General features: G+C 61.7%; 24 protein-coding genes. 10 read left to right on the top strand and 14 right to left on the bottom strand.

Translation table 11 applies throughout. From position 1 onward, the window contains the following. The 5 genes from P7F28_RS14050 to P7F28_RS14030 form a co-directional block, all read right to left on the bottom strand. Positions 1–839 (bottom strand): molybdopterin-dependent oxidoreductase (locus P7F28_RS14050; protein ID WP_370467315.1); only part of this gene is annotated, 839 nt, incomplete at its 3' end. After that, positions 836–2107: an NAD(P)/FAD-dependent oxidoreductase gene (locus P7F28_RS14045; RefSeq protein WP_277185119.1), complete on the bottom strand. Its 1272-nt coding sequence runs from the start codon at positions 2105–2107 to the stop codon at positions 836–838. The genes P7F28_RS14050 and P7F28_RS14045, both read right to left, overlap by 4 nt. Then, complete coding sequence (gene nirD, locus P7F28_RS14040) at positions 2104–2448, bottom strand: nitrite reductase small subunit NirD (protein ID WP_277185118.1); 345 nt, start codon at positions 2446–2448, stop codon at positions 2104–2106. Before nirD ends, P7F28_RS14045 begins: the two co-directional genes overlap by 4 nt. Positions 2449–2466: 18 nt before the next feature. Continuing rightward, positions 2467–5007, bottom strand: a complete 2541-nt coding sequence (gene nirB / locus P7F28_RS14035) for a nitrite reductase large subunit NirB (protein WP_277185117.1) — start codon at positions 5005–5007, stop codon at positions 2467–2469. A 28-nt stretch (positions 5008–5035) separates the two neighbouring features. Beyond that, entirely contained in the window at positions 5036–6370 is a 1335-nt protein-coding gene (locus P7F28_RS14030) for an MFS transporter (protein ID WP_277185116.1), read from the bottom strand. 563 nt (positions 6371–6933) lie between these two features. Here P7F28_RS14030 and cobA point away from each other — a divergent pair. The 7 genes from cobA (at position 6934) to P7F28_RS13995 (ending at position 16786) form a co-directional block, all read left to right on the top strand. Next, positions 6934–7686 carry a uroporphyrinogen-III C-methyltransferase gene (cobA, locus tag P7F28_RS14025; protein WP_277185115.1) on the top strand — a complete coding sequence of 251 codons (753 nt, stop codon included), beginning with the start codon at positions 6934–6936 and terminating at the stop codon, positions 7684–7686. A 339-nt stretch (positions 7687–8025) separates the two neighbouring features. Then, on the top strand, positions 8026–8592 hold the full coding sequence (locus P7F28_RS14020; RefSeq protein ID WP_277185114.1) for a DUF2760 domain-containing protein: 567 nt from the start codon (positions 8026–8028) through the stop codon (positions 8590–8592). Further along, complete coding sequence (locus tag P7F28_RS14015; RefSeq protein WP_277185113.1) at positions 8589–10460, top strand: Hsp70 family protein; 1872 nt, start codon at positions 8589–8591, stop codon at positions 10458–10460. The genes P7F28_RS14020 and P7F28_RS14015 overlap by 4 nt, the downstream gene beginning before the upstream one ends. Further along, on the top strand, positions 10461–13232 hold the full coding sequence (locus P7F28_RS14010) for a hsp70 family protein (protein WP_277185112.1): 2772 nt from the start codon (positions 10461–10463) through the stop codon (positions 13230–13232). Positions 13233–13339: 107 nt separating this feature from the next. Continuing rightward, entirely contained in the window at positions 13340–13498 is a 159-nt protein-coding gene (locus P7F28_RS14005; protein ID WP_277185111.1) for a hypothetical protein, read from the top strand. A gap of 322 nt (positions 13499–13820) precedes the next feature. Then, positions 13821–15833 (top strand): hybrid sensor histidine kinase/response regulator, encoded by a 2013-nt coding sequence (locus tag P7F28_RS14000; protein ID WP_277185110.1) that lies wholly within the window; start codon positions 13821–13823, stop codon positions 15831–15833. After that, complete coding sequence (locus P7F28_RS13995; protein ID WP_277185109.1) at positions 15830–16786, top strand: nucleoside hydrolase; 957 nt, start codon at positions 15830–15832, stop codon at positions 16784–16786. Before P7F28_RS14000 ends, P7F28_RS13995 begins: the two co-directional genes overlap by 4 nt. Here P7F28_RS13995 and P7F28_RS13990 read toward each other — a convergent pair. Then, a complete protein-coding gene (locus P7F28_RS13990) occupies positions 16778–17449 on the bottom strand; it encodes an alpha/beta hydrolase (RefSeq protein WP_277185108.1) in 672 nt (223 codons plus the stop codon). The two genes, P7F28_RS13995 and P7F28_RS13990, sit on opposite strands and share 9 nt — an antisense overlap. A 16-nt stretch (positions 17450–17465) precedes the next feature. Beyond that, entirely contained in the window at positions 17466–17855 is a 390-nt protein-coding gene (locus P7F28_RS13985; protein WP_277185107.1) for an MAPEG family protein, read from the bottom strand. A gap of 67 nt (positions 17856–17922) precedes the next feature. Here P7F28_RS13985 and P7F28_RS13980 point away from each other — a divergent pair, with 67 nt between their 5' ends. Further along, entirely contained in the window at positions 17923–18315 is a 393-nt protein-coding gene (locus P7F28_RS13980) for a PPC domain-containing DNA-binding protein (RefSeq protein WP_277185106.1), read from the top strand. On the opposite strand, the gene P7F28_RS13975 is transcribed toward P7F28_RS13980, so the two are convergent. The 3 genes from P7F28_RS13975 to P7F28_RS13965 form a co-directional block, all read right to left on the bottom strand. Then, on the bottom strand, positions 18299–19141 hold the full coding sequence (locus P7F28_RS13975) for a metallophosphoesterase (RefSeq protein WP_277185105.1): 843 nt from the start codon (positions 19139–19141) through the stop codon (positions 18299–18301). The two genes, P7F28_RS13980 and P7F28_RS13975, sit on opposite strands and share 17 nt — an antisense overlap. Before the next feature lie 6 nt (positions 19142–19147). Then, positions 19148–20146, bottom strand: a complete 999-nt coding sequence (locus P7F28_RS13970; RefSeq protein ID WP_277185104.1) for a diacylglycerol kinase family protein — start codon at positions 20144–20146, stop codon at positions 19148–19150. A 128-nt stretch (positions 20147–20274) separates the two neighbouring features. Then, positions 20275–20718, bottom strand: a complete 444-nt coding sequence (locus P7F28_RS13965; RefSeq protein ID WP_277185103.1) for a CBS domain-containing protein — start codon at positions 20716–20718, stop codon at positions 20275–20277. A 337-nt stretch (positions 20719–21055) separates the two neighbouring features. Between P7F28_RS13965 and P7F28_RS13960 the strand changes: the two genes are divergently transcribed. Beyond that, on the top strand, positions 21056–22012 hold the full coding sequence (locus P7F28_RS13960; RefSeq protein WP_277185102.1) for a chemotaxis protein: 957 nt from the start codon (positions 21056–21058) through the stop codon (positions 22010–22012). Positions 22013–22128: 116 nt separating this feature from the next. Here P7F28_RS13960 and P7F28_RS13955 read toward each other — a convergent pair whose 3' ends face one another. The 3 genes from P7F28_RS13955 to P7F28_RS13945 all read right to left on the bottom strand — a co-directional run bounded on the left by P7F28_RS13955 (position 22129) and on the right by P7F28_RS13945 (position 23571). Further along, complete coding sequence (locus P7F28_RS13955) at positions 22129–22410, bottom strand: hypothetical protein (RefSeq protein ID WP_277185101.1); 282 nt, start codon at positions 22408–22410, stop codon at positions 22129–22131. A gap of 324 nt (positions 22411–22734) precedes the next feature. Continuing rightward, positions 22735–23172, bottom strand: coding sequence for a response regulator (locus tag P7F28_RS13950; RefSeq protein WP_277185100.1), 438 nt, complete (start codon positions 23170–23172; stop codon positions 22735–22737). A gap of 57 nt (positions 23173–23229) precedes the next feature. Next, on the bottom strand, positions 23230–23571 hold the full coding sequence (locus P7F28_RS13945; RefSeq protein ID WP_277185099.1) for a hypothetical protein: 342 nt from the start codon (positions 23569–23571) through the stop codon (positions 23230–23232). A 229-nt stretch (positions 23572–23800) separates the two neighbouring features. On the opposite strand from P7F28_RS13945, the gene P7F28_RS13940 reads away from it, so the two are divergent. Then, complete coding sequence (locus P7F28_RS13940) at positions 23801–24823, top strand: transporter (protein ID WP_277185098.1); 1023 nt, start codon at positions 23801–23803, stop codon at positions 24821–24823. A 1-nt stretch (position 24824) separates the two neighbouring features. Here the strand turns inward: P7F28_RS13940 and P7F28_RS13935 are convergent, their stop codons facing one another. Further along, positions 24825–25292, bottom strand: coding sequence for a nuclear transport factor 2 family protein (locus P7F28_RS13935; protein WP_277185097.1), 468 nt, complete (start codon positions 25290–25292; stop codon positions 24825–24827). Positions 25293–25325: the final 33 nt, after the last annotated feature.

Genomic DNA, 25325 nt, shown 5'->3' with positions numbered 1-25325 from the left:
TTGCAGTCTTTGGCAGTCTGCGCAAGATTCGAAGGACCGGCCGCGCTCAATGCTGCATCGAAACCGTTGGTGTGTTGATCGATGAAAGCCGCGTCGGTTGCGCCGTGTTCGGCGAGAAAAGAAAGCAAGCCATTGAACAAGCGCACGTCGCTGCCGGGCTTCAGAGGCAAATGCAAATCGGCCATTTCGCATGTTGCGGTATAGCGCGGATCGATTACGACGATCTTCACATCCGGCCGCTTTTCCTTCATCTTCACAATGCGCTGAAACAGAATCGGATGGCACCACGCCGTGTTCGATCCAACCAGCACGACGAGATCGGCCAGTTCCAGATCTTCGTAATTCGTCGGCACGAGGTCTTCGCCGAACGCGCGTTTGTGTCCTGCGACCGAAGACGACATGCACAGCCGCGAATTCGTATCGATATTCGCGCTGCCGATATAGCCCTTCATCAGTTTGTTAGCGACGTAGTAGTCTTCGGTGAGCAATTGTCCCGAGACATAGAACGCCACCGCGTCCGCCCCGTGTTCCGCGATGATGCGAGAAAACCCGCTTGCTACCGTTCCTATCGCATCACTCCACGATACTTCGGATATCGAACCAGTTTTCGCATCGCGCAGTTTTGGCGAAAGCAGACGGCCTTCGAGTCCTACTGTATCGCCCAAAGCGGAGCCTTTCACGCACAGACGGCCAAAGTTCGATGGATGCGATTCATCGCCTGCAATCGAAACTTCGGTTGCGCTTTTCGGCGTCGCGTTGACACCACAGCCGACGCCGCAATAAGGGCACGTTGTCTTGACGGAAGCCAGAGCCGAAACTGGAACGATGGGGATATTCAATTGGAAGTCTCGCTTTCGCACAGCGTCTTGCCGAACAACAAGCGGTTTCGCAGATGCGATACATCGGTGCGGCTTTGAATCAGATCGAAGTACCAGCCGCCGTCTTTCACATCGCCATACAGCACCGCGCCGATAATGCGTCCGCCCTGCAACACGAGCCGCTTATAAATGCCGCGACGCGGATCGCGCAGCACGAGGTCTTCCGTATCGTCACCGCCGATAAAGTCGCCCGCAGAATACAGGTCGAGACCGGTCACTTTCAACTTCGTCGCGGTCGCGCGCTGCACATATCGCCGATGCCCCGCGCCCGAGAGATGCGCGCCCGCCACGCGCGCCTGATCCCAGATTGGCGCAACGAGACCAAACGTGGCCGAACGATGCTGCACGCATTCGCCGACTGCATACACGCGTGGATCGAAAGTCTGCAAGGTATCGTCAACGATGATGGCGCGTTCGCAATGCAGACCTGCCTCTTGCGCCAACGCGATGTTCGGACGCACGCCCGCCGTCATCACAACGAGGTCCGCATCGATCTGCTTGCCATCCGCGAAACGCACGGCTTTTACGCGATCTTCACCAATGATCTCCGTGGTCTTCGCGGCCATCGCGAAGCGCAGACCCTTCGCTTCGAGCGCACGCTTGAGCAGCGTCGATGCGCTTTTATCGAGCTGACGATCCATCAGACTTTCGCTCGAATGCACGACCGTCACCGACATACCCTGACGCTGCAAACCATTCGCCGCTTCCAGCCCAAGCAAACCGCCGCCGATCACCACCGCATGTCGATGATCGCGCGCCGCATCGAGCATCTTTTCGACATCCTGAATATCTCTGAACGCGATCACGCCAGGCAGATCGCACCCCGGCACGGGAATGATGAACGGCTTCGAACCCGTCGCGATCAACAGCCGGTCATAATGCGCTTCGACGCCCTTCTCCGAACGCACAATACGCCGCGCCCGATCGATCCCGACCACTGCATCGCCTGCATGCAGCGTAATGCCGTTCGCGTCATACCATTCGCGCGTATTGAGAATAATGTCGTCGATACGCTTTTCGCCGGCCAGCACCGGCGACAACATAATGCGGTTGTAGTTGAGATGCGGCTCCGCGCCGAACACGGTAATGTCGTAAAGTTCGGGCGCAATCTTGAGCAATTCTTCGACTGTGCGCATGCCCGCCATGCCGTTTCCAATCACGACGAGACGCTGACGCTTCACGCTTTCATCGAGCGATGCAACCGCCGCAACCGCATATTCCGTCTTCATGCGGCGATCCACACCTTGCCCCCCGCCACCTTCACGCGATACGCATTCACCGACTGTTCCGGCGCTTCCACGCATTCGCCGGTGCGCAGATCGAAGTGCTGCTTGTAGATTGGCGATGCAACGACGATTCGTTCTCCGATGCTTCCCACGATCCCACGCGACAACACCGCGGCCTGCGAATGCGGATCGAAATTATCGATGGCATAGACGGTTTCGGCATCGCCCGGTACGTGAAACACGGCGACTTGCGCGCCTTTGATCAGCGCGCACACGCCCGTGTCCGGCACGATATCGTCAAGCTCACACACCGCCGTCCAGTTCTCTTCGATACGATTGTTCATGTCATTACGCTCCTTGAATCAAACGGTTTCGACAACGACAGGGATATCGTTCAGCTTCGTCTTGCGCTCATCCGGTGTAGCCGGACGAATCTGTCCACGCTCTTCAACAAAGGTCACATGCGCATCGCCTTCGTCGCTGTTGACGAAGTGGCGGAAGCGCTTGCGCGTTTGCGGATCGGTAACGGCTTTCTTCCATTCGTCTTCGTAGGTATCGACTACGTGCTGCATTTCCGTTTCGAGTTCAGCGGCGATGTCCAGCTTGTCATTGATGACCACGTCGATCAGATAATCCAGACCGCCTTCGAGGTTGTCGCGCCAGACGCTCGTTCGTTGCAGACGGTCCGCCGTACGCACGTAGAACATCAGGAAACGGTCGATGTAGCGGATCAACGTATCGTGATCGAGATCGCTGGCGATGAGTTCGGCATGACGAGGCTTCATGCCGCCGTTGCCGCAGACATATAAATTCCAGCCCTTTTCCGTTGCGATTACGCCGACGTCTTTGCCTTGCGCTTCGGCACATTCGCGCGTGCAGCCCGATACGCCGAACTTGATCTTGTGCGGCGCGCGCAAGCCCTTGTAGCGGTTTTCCAGTTCGATAGCGAGGCCCACGGAATCGCCGACACCGTAACGGCACCACGTCGAACCGACACACGACTTCACCGTGCGCAGCGCCTTGCCATATGCATGTCCCGACTCAAAGCCCGCTGCAATGAGTTCTTCCCAGATGAACGGCAATTGCTCGACGCGCGCGCCGAACATATCGACACGTTGCCCGCCGGTGATCTTCGTATAGAGGCCGTATTTCTTGGCGACCATGCCGACCGCGATCAAACCATCCGGCGTGACTTCGCCGCCTGCCATGCGCGGCACCACCGAATACGTGCCATCGCGCTGAATGTTGGCGAGGTAATAATCGTTGGAGTCCTGAAGGCTTGCATGTTCGGTCTTCAGCACGAACTCGTTCCAGCACGAAGCGAGAATGCTCGCGACCACCGGCTTGCAGATATCACATCCGCGACCTTTGCCATGCTTGGCAAGCAGCGAGCCAAACGTGCGATGCCCTTCCACACGCGCAATGTGATAAAGCTCCTGACGCGAATAGGCGAAGTGCTCGCAGATGTGATTGTTGACCGCGAGACCCTGACGCTTCATCTCCGACTTCATCACTTGCGTAACGAGCGGCACGCATCCGCCGCACGTCGCACCCGCTTTGCACGACGTCTTGATTGCGCCGATACTGGTCGCGCCCGCGCATACCGCCGCGCAGATTTCCGCTTTGCTTACGTTGTTGCATGAGCAGATTTGCGCGCCATCGGGTAAGGCTTCAACGCCGAGCGCGGGTTTGGCTTTGCCATCGCTTGATGGAAGAATCAGGAATTCGGGCGCTTCGGGCAATTCGATTCGGTTCAGCATCATCTGCAAAAGCGTGCCGTACTCCGAAGCATCTCCGACCATCACGCCGCCGAGGAGGAACTTGCCGCAATCGGAAACGACCAGCTTTTTATAGACCTGTTTGCGTTCGTCGCTGTATTGATACGTGCGGCTGCCCGGCGTCTTGCCGTGCGCATCGCCGATACTCGCGACGTCCACGCCCATCAGCTTGAGCTTGGTGCTCATGTCCGCGCCCGCGAACGCGGCCTCTTCGCCGATGATCTGCTTCGCGACGATGCGCGCCATGTCGTAACCCGGCGCAACCAGCCCGAACACCTGCCCCTTCCACAGCGCGCATTCGCCGATGGCGAAGATATCGGCATCACTGGTGCGGCAGGCATCGTCGATCACGATACCGCCGCGCGCGCCGATCTCCAGTCCCGCCGCCCGCGCGATATCGTCACGCGGGCGAATGCCTGCGGAAAACACGATCATGTCGGTATCGAGATGCGTATCGTCGGCGAAATTCATGCGATTAGCGGTGCGCTCGCCCGCGACAATCGCCTGCGTATTCTTGCCCGTATGCACGGTCACGCCGAGTTCTTCGATCTTACCGCGCAACATGCGGCCACCGCCTTCGTCCACTTGCACCGCCATCAGACGCGGCGCGAATTCGACCACATGAGTTTCGAGTCCGAGATCACGCAGCGCTTTGGCGGCTTCGAGGCCGAGCAGACCGCCGCCCACGACCGTTCCTACTTTCGAATGCGCGCCGAAGGTCTGCATCGCTTCGAGATCTTCAATCGTTCGATATACGAAGCATCCATCGCGCTCACGTCCTTCGACTGGCGGCACGAAAGGATACGAACCCGTCGCGAGAATCAGCTTGTCGTACGCAAGCACATCGCCGGTCGAAGCGGTCACGGTATGCGCTTCGCGATCGATCGACACGGCGCGTGCGTTCAGCTTCAGCGCGTAGCCCGAACGTTCGAAGAAGCCGCCTTCGACCATCGACAGATCCTCGGCGGACTTGCCGGAGAAATACTCCGTGAGATGCACGCGATCATAGGCAGCACGCGGTTCTTCGCAGAGCACGGTGACGTTGAACGAATGCAGCGGGCTTTCCGCAAGCGATTCGAGAAACTTGTGGCCGACCATGCCGTGGCCGATGACGACGATTTTCATGACGGGGACCTTATCTATGCTCGTTTGCTTAGTTGGCGACGCCGTTGTTCACGGCCAGCGCGCTTTCGCGCAACGCGGCTTCGCGCGCTTTGTGTTCGGGTGAGAAGCGCACGGCGAGCGCGCACAACGCGGTGCCCGCGACGACTACGCCAAGCATCGACAAGGTGGCTTGCGCATCGCCGAGGCCTTTCATCAGAAAGCCCGCTGCGACTGCGCCGACATTGCCGCCCGCGCCGATCACGCCCGCCACGCCGCCGAGCGCTTTGCGATCGATGAAGGGCACCAGCGCATACGTCGCGCCGCACGCCATATGCGTGAAGAGACCAAAGGTGAGCATCGACACGATGGCAAAGCCCACGCCCGGTGCATGCGCGAACGCATACAGTCCGATGCCTTCGCCCGCGATCAGCGCGAACAGCAGCGTCGAACGGATATCGAGGCCTTTCTTTGCAGCGGCTTTATCCGAGAGCCAGCCGCCGAGTGCGCGTGCGAACAGTGCGAGCAAACCGAAGCTGCCTGCTGCGAGTCCTGCTTCACCGAGCGAAAGCTTGAAGTGATCGACGTAATACACGGCGGCCATGTTGTGAATGAACACTTCCACGCCGAAGCACGCGCCGTACGTCACGAACAACATCCACACACGATAGTTCGAACACGCGGTGAGAAAGCTCTGCCAGCCACCCTTCTTGCCGCCATCGATGGCGATGCCTGCGCGACGCAGCGTCGTGAAATCGCCTTGCGGGCAGTCCTGCGTATAGCGCCAGTAGAAGAACGCCATCACCGGCATGACGATGCCCGGCACGATCAGCGCCACGCGCCACGCCGACGACTCACCAAAGCCGATCGCAATCGCCGCTGCCACGAGCAACGGAACGAGCGCCTGTGCCGCGCCCGCGCCGGCATTGCCCCAGCCTGCGGTCGTCGCGTTCGCGGTGCCGACCACGTTCGGCGCGAACATCACCGATGTGTGGTACTGCGTAATAACGAAACTCGCGCCGATCGCACCGATCGCAAGACGGCACCACAGGAAGCTCTCATAGCCCGTGGAAAGCGCCGCACCGATCACCGGCACCGCGCCTGCGAGCAGTAGCGCGCTATAGACCTTTCGGGGTCCGAATCGGTCGCACATCGGACCGACGACAAGACGCACGAGAATGGTCACGGCAACCGCCGCGATATTGATGTTGGCAACCTGATCGGCCGTGAGTCCGTATTCGCGCTTGATAAGCGGCATCAGCGGCGCGCAGGCGAACCACGCGAAGAAGCACACGAAGAACGCCATCCACGTGAGATGGAACGCGCGCATGGGCGCGGTACGCATGCTGAAGAGATCGATTCGCGTCGCTTTAATCGCTTTAATCATTACGTTCCGCCAAATAAAAAAGGCGTCCCGCGCAGCAGCCTTCGAGCCGATGCGGGGGACGCCATTGTCCGATTGCCCGCAAGTCTCGAACGTAGCCGGGCGCTGTATTCAGTTAAGGACGGATCGCCGTTGATCCGATGCGAAGCTATAAGGCAAGCCCTATGCCATGCGCGTGGTATCGGCTGGGAAGGCTTGCTGCGTATGGCTTTGCAGGATGCGTGCACCGTGCTTGCGCATGCGCTTCATGCCGCGTTGCGATGCAGAGCAGCACAGCGCTGGTGCGGCGCAGCACTGATGACGTGCTTGCCGTGCACGCGTGTGTACGGTCTGGTTAGCTCGCTTGATGGGCTCGGAAGCAGCATGGATAAGCGGTTAAAGCGAAGCACGCGTGCGCCACGAAACAATGGCCCGCAACTTGCATTGATATCGACGTCAGCGGCAATGGCGTCGATGGCAACCAACACTGCAAATGAAAGCGCAAAGGACAAAGGCGTCCCCTCGTGTATCGACACGAGCGGACGCTTTTTTATTTGCCGCGCAACCATCAACCCGAGGACCCGACGATGAACACAGTTGGCAAAGTCACACTGCTCAGCGCCGGCCCCGGCGATCTCGACCTGCTCACGCTGCGCGCAGCCAAAGCGCTCGCCGCCGCCGATATCCTGCTCGTCGATGATCTCGCCAACGCCGATATCGCCACGCTCGCCCCGGCCGCGCGCGTGATTCGCGTGGGAAAACGCGGCGGATGCCGGTCTACACCGCAGGCGTTCATCGAACGATTGATGATCCGTTATGCACGACGCGGCCTGCGTGTGGTCCGCGCCAAAGGCGGCGATGCGCTGTTGTTCGGACGCGCGGGCGAAGAGATCAGCGCGCTGCGCAACGCGGGCATTGCGGTCGATATCGTCAATGGCGTGTCGTCGGGATTCGCGGCGGCGGCGGGACTCGGCATTTCGCTCACGCATCGCGATCACTGTCAGGGCGTGACCTTCGTCACCGCGCACAAGCAGGATCATGGCGAGCCGGACTGGAACGCGCTCGCGGCCACCGGCACCACGCTTGCGATTTATATGGGCATGAGCCGAATCGCCAACATCACCGAATCGTTGATGCAGACGCTGCCCGCGACGACGCCCGCAGCGGTCGTCCAGCACGCGGGGTCATCGAACGAAAAACCTGTGGTGTCCACGCTCGCCCATATCGCCGACGATGCGCGCGCCGCTGGTCTCGGCAGTCCTGCGGTCATTCTGATTGGCGGGGCGATTGGTGAGGCGGCGGCGTTTGCATCTAATGCGCTTGCTGCACGGGCTGCGTGAGCATTCCGTCCTTTTTGCCTATGCCATTCGGCCAGGTTTCCCCGCCGCGCTTGCCGCGCTAGAGTTTCCTCTCGCGTTCAAACCGCTGTCTGCCTTGACTTCGCGCGCTGAATCGAGAGAATGACGCCCGCCGTCGATTGCCGCTGAGCGCCGTTTTTCGGCTCGGCGCGCAACATCATGGACAATATCGGGATACGGTGTATCCGGCGATGCGCGCAACGGCAGATAAACGCGCCGCAATCGTCCGACAACACCGCATCGCCCAGCCGACACGGCACCCACACCGGCCACCCGCGCCGCCCGAGGATGGTCATCCCGCGCGGCCAACAGGAGCATGACATGACCGATATGAATCCGTCCTTTTTCGGCAGGATTTCCATTGCCTTTGGCGCCTTTTTCGGCTGCCTGGGCAACGCCGCCTTCGCCGGACGCGTCGCGCGGCTAAAGAAAGCGCCCGTGGCGCCTGAAGCGCCGAAGCCTGCCGCCGCGCCCGTGGCGACGCCCGCGCCATCGCCTTTGAAAGAAGCCAGCCCGACCGCCGCGCTTCAGCTTCTCGGCCTGCTTCAGCGCGACGCGCGTTTCATCGATTTCGTCGAAGAAGACATCGCCAATTACAACGACGCCGATATCGGCGCGGCCGCGCGTCTGGTGCACGACGGCTGCCGCGCGGTGCTGCGCGAGCATTTCACCATTCAGCCGGTGCGCCGCGAAGCCGAAGGCAGCCGTCTTACGCTTCAGGAAGGTTTCGATGCGGGCGCGGTGCGTCTGACCGGCAATGTGGTCGGCAAGCCGCCGTTTACGGGCACCATCAGCCATCGCGGCTGGAAGGTGGAAGAGGCGCGTCTGCCGAAGCTCGCGCCTTCGCATGATGCGAGCATCGTCGCGCCTGCGGAGGTGGAACTGTGAGCGATACCACCGCACGTTATTCGATCGGCGTCGATCTCGGCACCACGCACTGCGCGCTCTCGTACGTCGATATGAGCGCCAGCGATGGCGAAAAGACCGTGCAAGGCGTGCTGCCCATCGCGCAACTGACCGCGCCGGGTGCCGCCGAAGAGCGCGAACTGCTGCCATCGTTTCTTTATCTGCCGCACGAAAACGAACTCGCGCCGGGCGATCTCACGTTGCCGTGGACGGCTGAGCGCACCTTTATCGTCGGGGAACTTGCGCGCAGTCGCGGCGCGGGCACGCCCATTCGCCTCGTGTCGAGCGCGAAAAGCTGGCTGTGCCATCCGGGCGTGGATCGCCGCGCCGCCATTCTTCCCGCCGATGCCCCCGAAGAAGTCCAGCGCGTCTCGCCGCTGGAAACCTCGGTGCGCTATCTGACGCATATGCGTGAAGCGTGGAATCAGGCGCATCCCGACGCGCCTTTCGATCAGCAGGACGTCACTGTGACGATTCCCGCCTCCTTCGATCCCGCCGCCCGCGAACTCACCGCCGAGGCCGCCGCGACCGCCGGTTACACGCGCATGACGCTGCTGGAAGAACCGCAGGCCGCGCTGTATAGCTGGATTCAGAAGAGCAACGGCGCGTGGCGCAAGCAGGTGCAGGTCGGCGACGTGATTCTCGTCGTCGATGTCGGCGGCGGCACGACCGACCTATCGCTGATCGCCGTGGTGGAGCGCGAAGGCAATCTGGAACTGCATCGCGTGGCGGTGGGCGAGCACATTCTGCTCGGCGGCGACAATATGGATCTCGCGCTGGCGCATATCGTCGCGCGCAAGCTGGCGGCGTCCGGCACGCAGGCCGATCCGTGGCAACTGCGCGCACTCACCTACGCGTGTCGTTCGGCGAAGGAAACCCTGCTCTCCGATCCAACCGTCGAAACCGTGCCGCTCGTCGTGCCGAGTCGCGGATCGAAGCTGATCGGCGGTTCTATCCGCACCGAACTCACGCGTGCGGAACTCACGCAAATCCTGCTCGACGGCTTCTTCCCTCAGGTCGATCAAAACGCGCGCCCGGTCAGCCGTGCACGCGCCGGTCTGACGCAACTTGGTCTGCCGTACGCGCAAGACGCCGCCGTGACGCGCCATCTGGCCGCGTTCCTCGGCCGTCAGGTGAACGCGCTTGCCGAAGTCGAAGGCTTGCAGCGCGAAAACCCGCAAGGCGCGACGCTGTTGCATCCCACCGCCGTGCTGTTCAACGGCGGCGTCTTCAAATCGACGCTGCTGGTCGAGCGCGTAATGAACACGCTCAACGCCTGGCTCGGCGCTGAAAACGCGCCCGCCGCGCGGCTGATCGAAGGTGCGGATCTCGATCTCGCGGTGGCGCGCGGTGCGGCCTATTACGGCTACGTGCGTCACGGCAAGGGCGTGCGGATTCGCGGCGGCACGGCGCGGGCGTACTACGTCGCGGTTGAATCGGCGATGCCGGCGGTGCCGGGGCTGGAGCCGCCGGTTTCGGCGTTGTGTGTCGCGCCGTTCGGCATGGAAGAAGGCACGGATGCCGAATTGCCCGCGCAGGAATTCGGGCTGGTGGTCGGCGAACCGGTGCATTTCCGCTTCTTCGGCTCGTCAGTGCGTCGTCAGGATACGGTCGGCACCATGCTCGATTACTGGCAGCCGGACGAATTGCAGGAACTCGAAGCAATCGAAGCCTCGCTGCCGTCTGAAGGCCGCACACCCGGCGAAGTGGTGCCGGTCAAGCTGCACGCGCGTGTGACCGAAGCGGGCACGCTGGAACTCGAAGCCATTCCGCGCGGCACGTCCGAGCGCTGGAAAGTCGAGTTCGATGTGCGCGGTGGTGTCAGCGCAGATCAGGGCATGGGCCTGTAAGTGGCGACACGCAAGAAGCACGCGTCCGGCGCGAAGTATCGCGTCGGTATCGATCTGGGGACGAGCAACACGGTGGTCGCGTATGCCGAACCCGGATCGGATGAGATTCGCGTGTTCGATGTGGATCAGTTGGTCGGCGCGGGCGAAGTGGCGGCGTTGCCGCTGCTGCCTTCGCTGCGCTATCACTTCGCGCCGGGCGAACTGAAATCCGAGGATCTGCAATTGCCGTGGGGCGAGATGGAAGCGCCTGCGGTCATCGGCAGATTTGCGCGGGTGCTCGGCGCGCAGGTGCCGGGGCGGCTGGTATCGAGTGCGAAAAGCTGGTTGTCGCATGCCGCCGTCGATCGGCTCGCGGCCATTTTGCCGTGGGGCGCGGGCGACGATATCGAAAAGATTTCGCCGGTGATCGCCAGTGCGAGCTATCTGGCGCACGTTCACGCGGCGTGGAACGAGCGCTTTCCGAAAGCGCCATTGGACCAGCAAGACGTCGTGCTCACCGTCCCCGCTTCCTTCGATGAAGGCGCGCGGGCGCTCACGCTCGAAGCCGCACGCATGGCCGGCCTCGAAACGCTGCGTCTGCTGGAAGAACCGCAGGCCGCGTTCTACGACTGGCTGTTTCATCACCGCGCCACGCTCGCGGACGAATTGCAGAAGACGCGTCTGGTGCTGATCGTCGATGTCGGTGGCGGCACGACCGACCTCACGCTGATTCAGGTCGCGATGGAAAACGGCGAGCCGGTGCTGACGCGTATCGGCGTCGGCAACCATCTGATGCTCGGCGGCGACAATATGGACCTGGCGCTGGCGCATCTGGTCGAGCGGCGGCTCGCGCCCGAAGGTGAGCGCTTATCGGCGGGCAGGCTGTCGCAACTGGTCGAACGCAGCCGCGCCGCCAAAGAGCAATTGCTCGATGCCAACGCGCCCGCCTCAACCTCCATCACCCTGCTCGGCGCGGGCGCGAAGCTGATCGGCGGTGCGCGATCGACCGAGGTCCGGCGCGAGGAAATCGAGCGGATTATCGTCGAAGGGTTTTTTCCGAAGGTGTCGGCGGGCGAGCGGCCGGCGCGCACGCGGGGCGGCATCGTCGAGTTCGGTTTGCCTTATGCCAGCGATCCGGCCATCACGCGGCACGTCGCGGCGTTTCTCGGCGCGCACGCTGCGCCTTCGCGCGCGGCGCTCGGCCAAGAAGATGAATCCGCGATTCCCGATACGCTGCTGCTGAACGGCGGCGTGTTCCGTGCCGAACCGCTGGCGCGACGTATCGCAGAAACCTTGGGCGATTGGCGCGGGCAGCCGGTAAAAGTGCTCGCCAACGGCAATCCCGATGTGGCCGTCGCGCGCGGCGCAGTCGCGTATGCGCTGGCTCGTTCGGGCGCTGCGCCCAAGATCGGCGGCGGCTCGGCGCGCAGCTATTTCCTGATGCTCGACGATAAAGATGGCGTCTGCCTGCTGCCACGCGGCACCGAAGAAGCCCAGCCGATCCATCTCGCCGACCGCACTTTCGCGCTGCGGCTCGGCGCGCCGGTGCGCTTTCACCTCGTCTCCACCACGGCGGATACCGCGTACCAACCGGGCGAACTCGCGGATATCGGCGCGTCGGCGAACGATTTCGTGCGCCTGCCGCCGATCGCGACCGTGGTCGATCCGCGCGGAAACGCATCGTCGAAACCGAGTGAAATTGCGGTGCAGTTGACGACGTCGCTGACCGAAGTCGGCACGCTGGAAATGCACTGCATCGCCGTCGATGATCCTTCGAAACGCTGGCTGCTCGAATTCCAGTTGCGGCAGGAAGCGGCATCGACGGAAACCGGTGCGCCGGAAACCCACCCGGCGCTGCCCAAAGCGCTCGAACTCATCGACCGGACTTTCGGCGCACGTTCCCACGATGTCGGCCCGAAGGAAGTCAAACGCCTGCGCCAGCAACTAGAACACACGCTCGGCCCACGCGATTCATGGGATATCGCGCTGCTGCGCGAACTGTTCGGCGCGCTGCTGGACCGCGCGAAACGGCGGCGGCGCTCCGCCGATCACGAACGAAGCTGGCTCAATCTGATGGGCTACTGCATTCGGCCGGGCTTCGGGCATCCGCTGGACGAGTGGCGCGTCGAGCAGTTGTGGACGCTGTTCGATCAGGGCATTCAGTACGTGAACGAAAGCCAGATCTGGTCGGAATGGTGGACGCTGTGGCGTCGCGCGGCAGGCGGTCTGGACGAAGCCGCCCAACTACGCCTGCTCGACGATATGGCCTTCGTGCTTCAACCACCCGGCACCAGCCGCTATCGAAAAGCGGCGGGCGCGGCACGTTCGGGCTATGAGGATATGGTGCGGCTGGCGGCATCGCTGGAGCGGTTGCCGGTCGAGCGTAAGGTGGAAGTCGGCGAATGGCCGCTAACGCGGCTGAAGAAGCCATCGGAGAACGTGCAGAGTTGGTGGGCGGTCGGGCGGATCGGCGCGCGCCAGCCGTTTTATGGCAGCGCGCATGGCGTAATGCCGGCGGAGACTGCATCGGCGTGGCTCGAAACGATACTCGCGCTCGACTGGAAGAAGATCGAACCGGCTGCTTTTGCCGCTGTGCAGATCGCCCGCATGACCGGCGACCGCTCCCGCGATCTCCCCGACGCCATCCGCATCGCCGTGATCGAAAAGCTCGAAAGCATCGGCGCGGCGCAAGCCTGGGTGGCGATGGTGCGCGAGGTCATCGCGCTGGATCGTGCGGACGAAGGACGCGTCTTTGGTGAAGCGCTGCCTGCGGGCCTCAAGCTGATCGGCTGAAATACTTCGCTCTCACAACTTATCCATACCGCATGTCTTGAATAGCAAGCGCGCGCATCCTATGGTTATCAATGTGTCGCTCCTGACACGACAATCTGGAGGTCGCCATGCCATCCCCACGTAAAGCGCAGGCCAGCAATCCCGCTGAAATGGAAATGTCGAGCCGCAAGAAAACGGCTAGCCCGAAGGCATCGCCCGCGAAGGCCGCAGGCGCGAAGGAAATGCAGGTCGCCAAGCGCAGCACCAAGGCCAAACCCAAAAGCTGAGCAATCGGCGTTCATTTGTCGTGGCTGTCCTTCGATACGGCGAGCGAAGCAATTCACTCTAAAGTCATTAAAGTCACTCGCCGTTCGACGCGTCATCAAGAAAGTCCCCTTCCTGCGCTATAAACCCTTTCCGCCCATCCATTCACCCGGCACAATGCGTGACTCGCATTTCGCGTGTCCCTGCAAGCCGAACGTCGCGCATCCTCCTCGAAAAACTGCACTTTTTTCCGCTTTTAACGGCTGATGTCTAGAAAAAGGCGTATTGGTATGACCGAGGTGGCCTAAAGTAGTTAATCCCGCATTCCAGAAGCGAGTTTTGACGATGGCCGTACCGCAACGCGCCGCCAGCGCGCACTCCTCAGGGCCGATCGCCGCCGCCGCACGCGAAGCGGTGGCCAGCCTCGTGCGCAATCTGACGATGCCCAAGGCATTTCCCGACCCGGCGCTGGAATCGCAATTTCTCGAAGATCACAGCGAGCGCTTCTGCGCTTTCCGCCGTGCATCGACCATGCTGGCGGTGGTGATCTGGACGTGTTTCCTGTGGTGGGACGTGAGCTTCGCGCGTGGCAACAAGACGCTCAACGTGCGGCTAGATCAGATTCTGCTGCTGCGTTTCGTCGGGATCGTGCTGCTTCTCATTCTGGCGCTGATGGTGCTGCGGCCATCGTTTCGGACGCACAAGATTTCGCAGCGGATCATTCTGGTCGGCGTCTATGGTTTGCTGTGCCTGATTCTCGCGCTGTTCGCCATTACGCCCGCGCCCTATAACTACACGCAGCATTTCAATGGCCTGTGTCTCGCGCTGTTCGTGCAGTTCAGCTTCTTTTATCTGCGCGCGCGCATCGTGCTGATTGCCGGGATCGTGACGATGGCATCCGTCGTCGTGTTGCAGCTCGGCGCGCATTTGCTGCACACCGAGGACTTCTTCGCGGGCATGTTCTATATGTTCAACGTGATCGTCGTCGGTCACGGGGTCTGCGTGCACGCCGAGCGCGTGTCGCGTGAACGCTTCGTGTCGGAGCGGGCGCTGGCATCGCTCAATCAGGAATTGCGGGGCGCGAATGTCTCGCTGGAAAGAAAGAACAGCGAACTGCTGGTGTCAAAGAAGGATCAGGAAAACAAGACCAACGCGCTGCTCGCGCTGCGCGAACAGCAGATGATCGCCGCGCAGACCGCGAGCCGCGAGAAATCCAACTTCCTCGCCGCCGCGACGCACGATCTTCGTCAGCCGATGCACGCGCTCAACCTGTTCCTGCAAGCCGCAGCCGAAGCCATCCGCAACGGCGATTTCGATGAAGCCGAACGCCTGATCGACGATTGCGGGCGCTCGTCGGTGATTCTGGCGCGCTTGCTGAATGCCGTGCTCGATCTGTCGCGGCTGGAGTCGGGCCGCGTGGTGCCGCGCTATCACGTGTTCGATGTGCGGCAGATCGTCGAAGAAGCCGCCGCGCAGTTGCGTCCGTTCGCGATGAGCCGTGGCGTTGAATTGCGGCTGCGCTTGCCGAAGGACGAAGTCGTCTGCGTGCGCAGCGATTCGCACTGGCTGGGCCGCGCGGTCGCCAATCTGGTGTCAAACGGCATCAAGTATGCGGACAAGACCAAGGGCACCAAGCCGACCGTGATCGTCGGTGTGGTGCGCTCGGCCACGCGCGCGCGGATCGACGTGCTGGATAACGGCATCGGCATTCCCGGCGATTATTTCGATGCCATCTTCCAGCCCTTCTTTCAGGTCGATAACCCCGAGCAGGATCGCGACAAGGGATTGGGACTCGGACTGTCGATCGTCAATGCGGTGGTGTCGATGCTGGATCAGCACCGTATCGAACTGAAATCGACGGAAACGCGCGGTTCGCGCTTCTCGCTTGAAATGCCGCTGTGCGGACCGACGCCCGACAAACCTTCGACACGCGCGCCGCTTCGTTCGGAAGCCGATGAAACCGCGCAGCTCAGCGGGCGCTATGTGTTGCTGGTCGAGGACGACGGGCTGGTGCGGGCATCGACGGAAGCCTTGTTGTCGCAATGGGGCGTGCTGTACGACTCGGCGGCGACCTTCGAAGAGTTCGAGGAGATTCTCGGCTCGGTGGAGCGTTTTCCCGATCTCATCATCACCGACTTCCGCCTGCGCGACACCAAGACCGCGCGCGAAGTCGCAATGGCCAGCGCCGCGAAACTCGGGCGCGCGTGCCCGTGCCTCGTGGTGACGGGCGAACCAGCGGCGAGCATCGTGCCGCTCGCGTGCGAACAGGACGTGCTCAGCAAACCCGTCAGTCCGATGGATTTGCGGCGCGGCATGCTCGCGCTGATCGCGCCGGAATGCGAGGCAGTTACCGCATGACGCTGCACAAGCTTATTTACGATACCGATCCGGGTATCGATGACGCCATCGCGCTGGTGTTTCAGGCGCGGCATCCGCAGATCGAATTGCTTGGCATTACGAGCGTGTTCGGCAACGCGGATATCGATACGACCACAACGAACGCGCGTTATCTCGCATCGCGGTTTGCGCCGGACGTGCCGGTGGCGCGCGGCGCGTCGGCTCCGCTTGAAAGCGCGCCGCCCGCGCCGATTCCGCATATTCACGGCGATGACGCGCTCGGCAATATCGAACGCACGGGCGACGTGACCGTGCAGGAAGATGGACGCGCGGCGCATCGCTTCATCATCGATACGGTGCGGGCGCATCCCGGCGAAGTGACGCTGCTCGCGGTCGGACCGCTGACCAATCTTGCCTTGGCCTTGCGCGACGATCCGGAGATTGCGTCGCTCGTGCGCGAAGTCGTGGTGATGGGCGGCGCGTTCGGCATCAACGGCGTGTTGGGCAATGTATCGCCGGCGGCGGAGGCGAATATGCGCGGCGATCCGCACGCGGCGGATATCGTGTTCAGCGCGCCGTGGAAAGTGTCGATCGTCGGTCTCGACGTCACGCAAGTGACAATCATGACGAACGCCTTTCTCGCCGATGTGCGCGATTCAGCAGGCGATGCGGGCCGCTTCGTGTGGGACGTGTCGCGTTTCTACGCGCGCTTTCATGTAGAAGAAGGCGTCACGGACGGCATCTACGCGCACGATTATTCGGCGGCGGCTTACGTCGTGGCGCGTGAACTTTTCACCACGCGCCAGGGGCCGGTGCGCGTGCTGACCGAGGGCATCGCGGCGGCGCTGACCATTCAGAAGCCGCTTGCGATGCCCGTGCCCGCGCCGGAATGGGACACGCGGCCATCGTGCGATGTCTGCATCGGCGTGAATGCGGATGCGGTGCTCGATCTGTTCGCGAAGACCTTACGTTAAGCGCGCGCCGAGCCACGCACGCAGCGCTTCGACCTCTTCCATGCACACGGAATGCGGCATCGGATAGGTGTTCCATTCGACCGGATTGCCCTGCTCGCGCGCGAATTCCGCCGCTTCTTCGCCTAGCTGCACCTTCAGCACATCGTCGAAACTGCCGTGCGCGGCAAAAATGGGCGTGCTGCGATTTGCTTCGCTGATCGATGCATCGATCAAACCTTTCGCCGGGATATAGCCCGACAGCACGATCAATCCCGCCAGCTTGTCCGGATGCGTGAGACCCGCGCTATACGTCATCGCGCCGCCCTGCGAAAAGCCCGCCAGAAAGATGCGCTCAGTGGGAATGCCGCGCGCATTCTGCTCCGCGATCAGCTTGCGCACCCGCGCGCACGATGCCTCGATGCCCGATTCGTCCACGCGCCGGTTGATGCCTTCGAACGACAAAATGTCGTACCACGCGCGCATCACGTAGCCGTTGTTGGCGGTCACGGCCATTTCGGGTGCGTTGGGGAACACGAAGCGGATGCCGGGCGCATCGGCGAGACGCAGTTCGGGGACGAGCGGCACGAAGTCGTTGGCATCCGCGCCGAGGCCGTGCATGAGGATGATCGCGTGCGTCGGATTCGGCGCGGTTTCGACTTCGATGGTGGAAGGCTGGTCGGTCATTCGGTACTCCCTAATCCTAGATAATTGGCACAAGAATCTGCACGATGCCCACGATCGAAATCAGCCACACGAGCGAGCGCACGAACGGCACGCCCAGCACGTAAAGCGGCACATAGCACAGCCGCGCGACGAAATACGCCAGCGCGCCGTAATGGGTGAGCGCGTTCTCACGGCCCGTCACATGGACGATCAGCACCGCGATCGCGAAAATCGGTAGCGTTTCGAAGAGGTTGCTTTGCGCGCGCATCAGCCGCCCGGCGATGCGCGTGGGCGGCGCGGTGGCATTGTCGCGCGGTCCCATCTGATATTTGAGGCCGACTTCGCGGTTGCGCACGAACGCGGGCAACAGGACTTGCACCAGCGCGAGGACGAGGGTCCAGGCGAGCATCGTCAATTCGAAACTCATGGCATCTCCCTTATTAACGTGCGTTCGATCATGCCATCATGGTCGCTTTCATGTGAGCCTTCGACACATGCACGCGACCACCGTTCGTCTTTCTCCCGGCGATGACCTGCGCATCGCGCTCGATCACGCGTTCCGTTCCGGCCCGTGTGCGGCTTTCGTGCTGCAAGGCATCGGCTCGCTCTCGGTGGCGATGCTGCGCTACGCGGGCCGCGACGCATCGACTGAACATCGCGGCGACCTCGAAATCCTGACGCTCGCGGGCTCGTTATCGGCAAACGGTCCGCATCTGCACATAAGCATCGCCGATGCAGACGGTCGCGTATTCGGCGGCCACGTCACGGCGGGCTGCATCGTGCGGACGACGGCGGAAATCGTGATCGCATCGATTCCCGGCGAACGCTACACCCGCGAGCACGACGCCGCCACGGGCTTCGCGGAACTCGTCATCCGGCGGACGTGACGGCGCTCTTCTGCACCGTGCCGTCGAGCGCCAGATCATGCACCGCAATCTGTTCGAAGCGTTCGCTGCGTTCGGCGTAGTCCCATCGTTCGACGGTCGTGCGGCGCGCGCCCGTATCGCTCGAATAACGAATCACGTTCACCGAATTGTCGATCGTCCCGCGCACCCGATGCGACAGTGCCGTGCCCGCCTGCACCGCCCACAATTTGCGCGGCAAACCGGCAAAGCTATCGTGCAGCGGCAACACGTAAGGCAGATGAATATGCCCGCCGACGATCAGATCCGCGCCCGCGCGCGCCCATTCGCGCACGGCTTCATCGCGTCCGCGCAAGAGATTCTTTTCGTCCTGCGTGCGCGTGACCGCGACCGGCTGATGTGTGATGACCACGCGCAACTGCGCCGTCTTCGCCTTCTCCAGCCGCGATGCCACGCGCTTGACCTGCTGCATCGACACTTCGCCATCCGTATGCCGATACGCCCGCGTCGTGTTCACGCCCAACACCAGCAATTCATTCGATTCGAACGATGGCTCCAGCTCCGCACCAAACGCGCGCTGATGATTCGCGTACGGATAAAACAAGCGCGCGAACGGATCGAATAGCGGGATATCGTGATTGCCGGGAACGACGACCATCGGCGTGCTGCCGAGCGTGTCGAAGAAAGCGCGCGCGGCGGCGAACTGCTGACGGCGCGCGCGCTGCGTGATGTCGCCGGAAACGATCACGAGATCGGGCGCGCAGGCATCGATCAGACGCAGCAGCGCGGCCACGACGAGCGGGCGTTCGGTGCCGAAATGCGGATCGGATATTTGCAGCAGCACACTCATGAGCGATTAGGAGCGGTTGGCTTCGGCCACCGCCGGTTCGGGTTTGAGCAACAGCAGCGGCTGGTCGGAAACGCGAAACTCCAGCGGCATATCGAGCCACGCGACTTCGCCATCGGTCGCGATCTTCACGCGGCGGCGTTTGCGCGACGCGCGCGTCACGGTAATGTGGTCGAACGTGATGCACTGGACGTGCTCCGAGTCCGCGAGTCGTCCCGCCGCGCCGCGCAGCATCAAAAACAGATGCGCGAGCCGTCCGATCGGACGCGGCGCGATTGCGGCGGGCAAGCCCTGTTCCAGTCCGCGCGTGGCTTCGGGCATGCCGATTTGTTCCATCTGCAACCGATTATTGCCGACGAACAATGTCGATGAACGAATCTCGTGCGTCTGTCCCTCATGTCCGATATGCAGCCGCAAATGCCGATGCGGCCGCAACAGCGTGAACAGCGCCGACCACAACGCAACGATCCGGCTGCGTCCGAATTGCCGCTTATACGTCTCGCGATCTTCCAGCAACTTCGGATAAAGACCGAGACTCGCGTTGACGAGAAACATGCGGCCGTTCACGAAGCCCGTCGAAACGGGATAAGCACGCGCGTGCGTCAGCAGTCGCGTGGATTCGACGAGATCGGCGGAAATGCCGTGATCGCGGCTGAAGTAATTGAAGGTGCCGCGCGGCAGCACCGCGAACGGCACGCCTGCTTCGAGCGCGGCCTGCGCCACCGCGCAAAGCGTGCCGTCGCCGCCCGCGCCGACCAGCACGCCGTGTTGCGCGCGTGCCTGCTCCGCCGTCTCGCGGGCGATCGACGCCAGACGGCGCGGATCATCGACAATACGCAGTTCGAAACGCCGCCCCGCCGCGCCGAGTTCGCGCTCCAGCACGGTGCGCGTTTCGTCGGCTTGTTTGCGGCCGGAACCGGCGTTCATCACGATAAAAAACGGCGCATCGCGCGCAATCTCGCGGCTGGCAGATTCGGCGCGCGTATCAAGAGTCGCGGTGGTGGTCATCGGCATATGCTCCTTGTCGCGTAAAAGTACGCGAACGCGCCGGACGCCGTGCATCGGGATGCGCACGTGACGTCCGGCGAGCCTCTGCCGAGTATAACGAAAGGCTTACGAAAGGTTTGAGCGCGTGCTTACGTGTGCTCGCCGCCGCGAATGTACAACTCGAGTTGCTGAATGGTGAACTGCTGCTCCGAGATGATGTTCTTCACCAGGTCACCAATCGAAATCATGCCGATCAGCTTGCCGTTGTCGATCACCGGCAAGTGGCGCATGCGCTTTTCGGTCATCAGCGCCATGCAGTCGTCGGTGGTCTGATCGGGCCGCACGTAGCGCACGTGCGAGGTCATGATGTCGCTGACCGGCGTCTGTTTCGACGCGCGATCCATCAGCACGACTTTGCGCGCGTAATCGCGCTCGGTCACGATCCCGACGATCTCTTCGCCATGCGTGACGATCACCGCGCCGATATGCTTTTCGGCCATCATTTTGATCGCGTCGTAGACCGAGCTTTCGGCGGGAATGGTGAAAACCACCTGATCGGGTTTCGTGCTCAAAACCTGTGCGACTGTTGCCATCGAGCGCCTCCGTCTGGCTTTGCCGCATTCGTCGGCCTGCTTTTTTGCTCGGTGGCCGACGAGTGCTGATTTGTTGTCTGCGGAAAACGTACCTTGCGCATGGCTTCGGGCGATGCCTGCCGCGCCATCCAGACTAAGGCTTTGCGCGCGACGCCTTCATCGGCATTAACCCGACCATTCGAAAAAAGTATAGGCGACGCCGTATGCAGTCCATACCTGGTGTTTCGTCTTCAGTTTTGCCAATCGATGCCGCTATTCAAGGATCGGGCGGTCGCGTGACAGCACCGCGACGCTCATCGACATCATCGACAAAACAAGCCGACGGAGAATCAGGGACGTGAGTCAATCACAACAAGACATCGAGCAGCGAGTTCGGCTGGCGGGCAGCAATATGTTCGAACTGCTGTTGTTCCGCCTCGGCGAAGCGCCGGGTTCGGAAGATCGCGAATTGTTCGGCATCAACGTATTCAAGGTGCGCGAAATCCTGGCGATGCCCGCCATCACGGCGGTCGCGGGCGCGAAGCCGGAAATTCTCGGCGTCGCGGATATTCGCGGTCAGATCATTCCGGTGATCGATCTGGCGCGCATCACCGGTTGCCGGCCGAAAAACGGTCCGAAGATTCTGCTCGTCACGGAATTCGCGCGCACCACGCAGGGTTTCGCGGTCGAAGAAGTGGACGATATCGTGCGGCTGGAGTGGAACCAGGTTTTATCGGCGGAATCGCATTCGGGCGGACGCACGGTGACGAGCTTCGCGCGTATCGACGGCAATGTGGATGGCTCGCGGCTGGCGCAGGTGCTGGATGTCGAGCGCATCGTGCGCGATACGCTGCCGGGACAAACCACCGAAATCAGCGAGGAAGCGACCGGCCGTATCAAGCTGAAGCCGGGCGCACGCGTGCTCGCAGCGGACGATTCAGGCGTGGCGCGCGCGCTGATCGAACAAAGTCTGACGGCGATGGGCGTGCCCTTCGTCATGACCAAGACCGGACAGGAAGCGTGGAAAGTGCTGGAAGACCTGCTCGCGCGCACGAGAAAAGACGGCACCGAAGTGGCCGATCACATCGCGCTGGTGCTGACGGATCTGGAAATGCCGGAGATGGACGGGTTCACGCTCACGCGCCGGATCAAATCCGATGCGGGCCTGCGGCATATTCCGGTGGTGATTCACTCGTCGCTGTCGGGATCGGCGAATGAGCAGCATGTGCGAAAGGTTGGCGCGAATGCTTATGTATCGAAATTCGAGCCGACGGAACTGGCCAATGTGATGCGCGGGGCGTTGCGCGCGGCCTGAACGTTTTTGCTGCTGCTGAAAAACAGCTGAAAAACGAAGCGCCCGGTGAACGCAGACCTTTTGAGTCTGCGTCACCGGGCGCTTTTTACTGCTTTTTGCTACGTGCTACGTTCGGCTTAGTGACCGAAGAAAACCGATTGCGCGTTGTTGCTGTTCGATGCTTGCGCGCGGCTGCCCGACTGCGCCAGCGATTCACGCGAACCACCGAAAGCCGTTGCGTTCACGCCGTTCAATTGCTCTTCAGCAGCGATGGCTTGTGCGCTCGGGCCTTGTTGCGACGTCGGTGCGCCAACAGCGGGCTTGTAGAACGGTGCCGGGCCGTAGCCGCTGGCGAAAGCCGGAGCAGCGATGGTGGCGGAAGCAGCGATCAGCAGGGTAGCGAGAAGATTGCGTTTCATGATGTAGGCTCCAAAGACGGTTTGACGTTCAATCAGAAAGCGCCGCAGCGGATTTGCGAGAAACTGTCTGCTACGTCGATGGAATGCAGTGTATACCCCTACTATCAAATTTTTATCTCAATATATTTCAATTCAGTTTCGTCCGATACCAACAATCGCTGGCCGCATGAACGTGCTTTTCGGGCGCAGAGGCTTGACTGGCAAGGCGCAGCGCGCGTGCCACCAACATGTGAACAGAACGATCGTTCTGCGGGGACGGAACAATTATTTATTGCACGAACGTGCTTTTACGGCGCGTTTTCTGGTCGAAACGGACGTTATCTGTCAGTGGACGCGCACGAGACCTTGAATGAGTTGGACGAGCGCATCGGGCGAATTGCCTTTCTGGCAGTAGCCGTCGAAACCGGCGCTAAGTCCCTGCTTTCTGACAAGCTCCTCGCCCAGCGCCGTGAACGCGATAATCCCCGCGTCGCGCGTCGGCGCGATCCGCCGCAATACGCGCGCCGTGGCGAAGCCGTCGTGTTCCGGCATCGTGATATCGAGAATGATGATGTGCGGCGACCAGTGATCGACTGCGTGGAGCGCATCGACGCCGGATAGCGCGACGCGCGTGTCGTAGCCGTCCGATGTCAGCGCCGCCGAAAGCGCTTCGGCGCTGTGTGCGTGGTCATCGACGACGAGAATCCGCCATTGCTGGCGATCGACATCGACGCTGCGGTTCGTCCAGAGTGCGCAGGGATGGGAATGCGTGAACAGAGACATGGGCGATGGACGAATTCGTGTGCCGATTGCCACAGCACGATTCACGCCTGAGCTTGCCTATTCCTGTTCGTCTTTCTTTTTGCGTGGCTTGGGCGCGGGCGTTTCGGCATCGCGCAGACGGGCGTTGGCTTCGACCAGCAAGGCGGCATCGCGCTGGCGCAAGGCGAGATCGAACTCGCCGATGGCGGCGAACAGCGCATCCTGCTCCGCCTCGTTCAGCGGCCCGGGACCGCGATCCACCATACGCCGCGCCTCCTTTTCCAGCCGCCTGAGCAGCTTGCCGCCGAAGCGCGTATCGATCGCGCCTTCGCGCACCATGCCCGCCATCACCGATGCCAGACGAATCAATCCCGCCTGCGTGGTTTGCGTCGCGCCATCCAGATCGTCCCGCTCTTCCACTGCCTTCTCCCCGTGAGGTTTGGTTCAGACAGCGGCGAAACTTACACCGCTTTTGCGCCCTTCTTGCATCGCGCTATGTTACGACGCCAATATGTCAGCCATATTTGCCATTAGAGCGATGACGTCCGGCATCGTTTCATCGCCCGAGGCGCGCAAACAGTCCCGAACCGATCGCATCAAATGGCACACTACCGGCTGAATCGCACGTTCTAACGCAATCAAAGCCCGCATGAATCCCGCTACCCTGCAAAGACCACCTTACGGCTCCGATTTCTCCGGCCTCGTCTGCGGCTTTCGCTTTCATGTCGATCAGCCCGGCGAGCCGGTCGATTCAGAAGCCGCCAGCGAATGGCTCGCGCGCGACGACACCACCCGCGAATTCCTCTGGCTGCACTTCGATCTCGCCAACAGCGCCTGCGAACGATGGATGCGCTCGCGCTTAGGGCTCCCGGACGCGTTCTTCGACACCATGCACGACGGCTCGCACTCCACGCGCCTCGAGCATCAGGAAGGCGCGCTGATCGCCGTCATCAACGACGTGATGTTCAATTTCGAGCTGACGCCCGCCGAAATCGCCACGCTGTTCGTCTACACGCATCAAAAAGTGATTGTCACGGCGCGCATGAAGCCGCTGCGTTCGGTCGATTCCTTGCGTGAATCCGTGCGGCGCGGCGAAGTGTTCCGCTCGCCCGCCGAACTGCTCGCGCATTTGCTGCGCGATCAGGCCGATTTACTCGTGCAGATCGTGCGGCGTACGAGCGTGGAAGTGGATGGAATCGAAGATCGTTTCCTTTCGATGCGCGCGCCCGCCAGCCGTTCCGATCTCGGCGCGCTGCGACGCGTGCTGGTGCGTCTGCAACGACTGCTCGCGCCCGAACCCGGCTCGGTATTTCGACTGCTGGCGCGGCCGCCGCGCTGGCTGCATTCGCACGATATTCAGGACTTACGCGACGCGACCGAAGAGTTTTCGCTCGTGCTCAACGATCTCGCCGGACTCGTCGAACGGATCAAGCTGTTGCAGGAAGAAGTCGCCACGCGCATGGACGAACAAAGCAATCGCACGCTGTTTACGCTGACGCTGGTGACCGTGCTTGCGTTGCCAATCAATATCGTCGCGGGCTTTTTCGGCATGAACGTGGGCGGGATTCCGCTCGCGGAAAATCACCACGGCTTCTGGCTGCTGGTGGTGATCGTCGCGAGCTTTACCGCGCTGGCCGGTTGGTGGGCATTCAGGCGCAGCCGCAATCTGTAGTTCAGAGCCCGAGGTCGCTGAGTCCCGGATGATCGTCGGGACGGCGGCCCAGCGGCCAATGATATTTGCGATCCGCCTCTTTGATCGGCAAATCATTGATCGACGCATGGCGATGCACCATCAGCCCTGCTTCGTTGAAATGCCAGTTCTCGTTGCCATAGCTGCGGAACCAGTTATTCGAATCGTCGTGCCATTCGTAGGCAAAGCGCACGGCAATGCGATCGCCCGTGAACGCCCACAATTCCTTGATCAACCGATAGTCGATTTCGCGGATCCACTTGCGCGTCAGAAACGCTTCCACTTCCGCGCGGCCGTTGACGAATTCCGATCGATTGCGCCAGTGCGTGTCTTCGCTGTACGCCAACGCGACGCGCTTTGGATCGCGCGTATTCCAGCCGTCTTCGGCAAGACGCACTTTCTGCGCGGCGGTTTCGGCATCGAACGGCGGGAACGGCGGTTTGCTTTCCATGCTTTCGGCTCCTGTTCTTAGCTGGGTAGACAG

Source organism: Caballeronia sp. BR00000012568055, from assembly GCF_029439455.1.
Taxonomy (GTDB): Bacteria; Pseudomonadota; Gammaproteobacteria; order Burkholderiales; family Burkholderiaceae; genus Caballeronia.
Note: the sequence above shows the minus strand (reverse complement) of the source record. Positions and strands in the feature narration are given on the sequence as shown.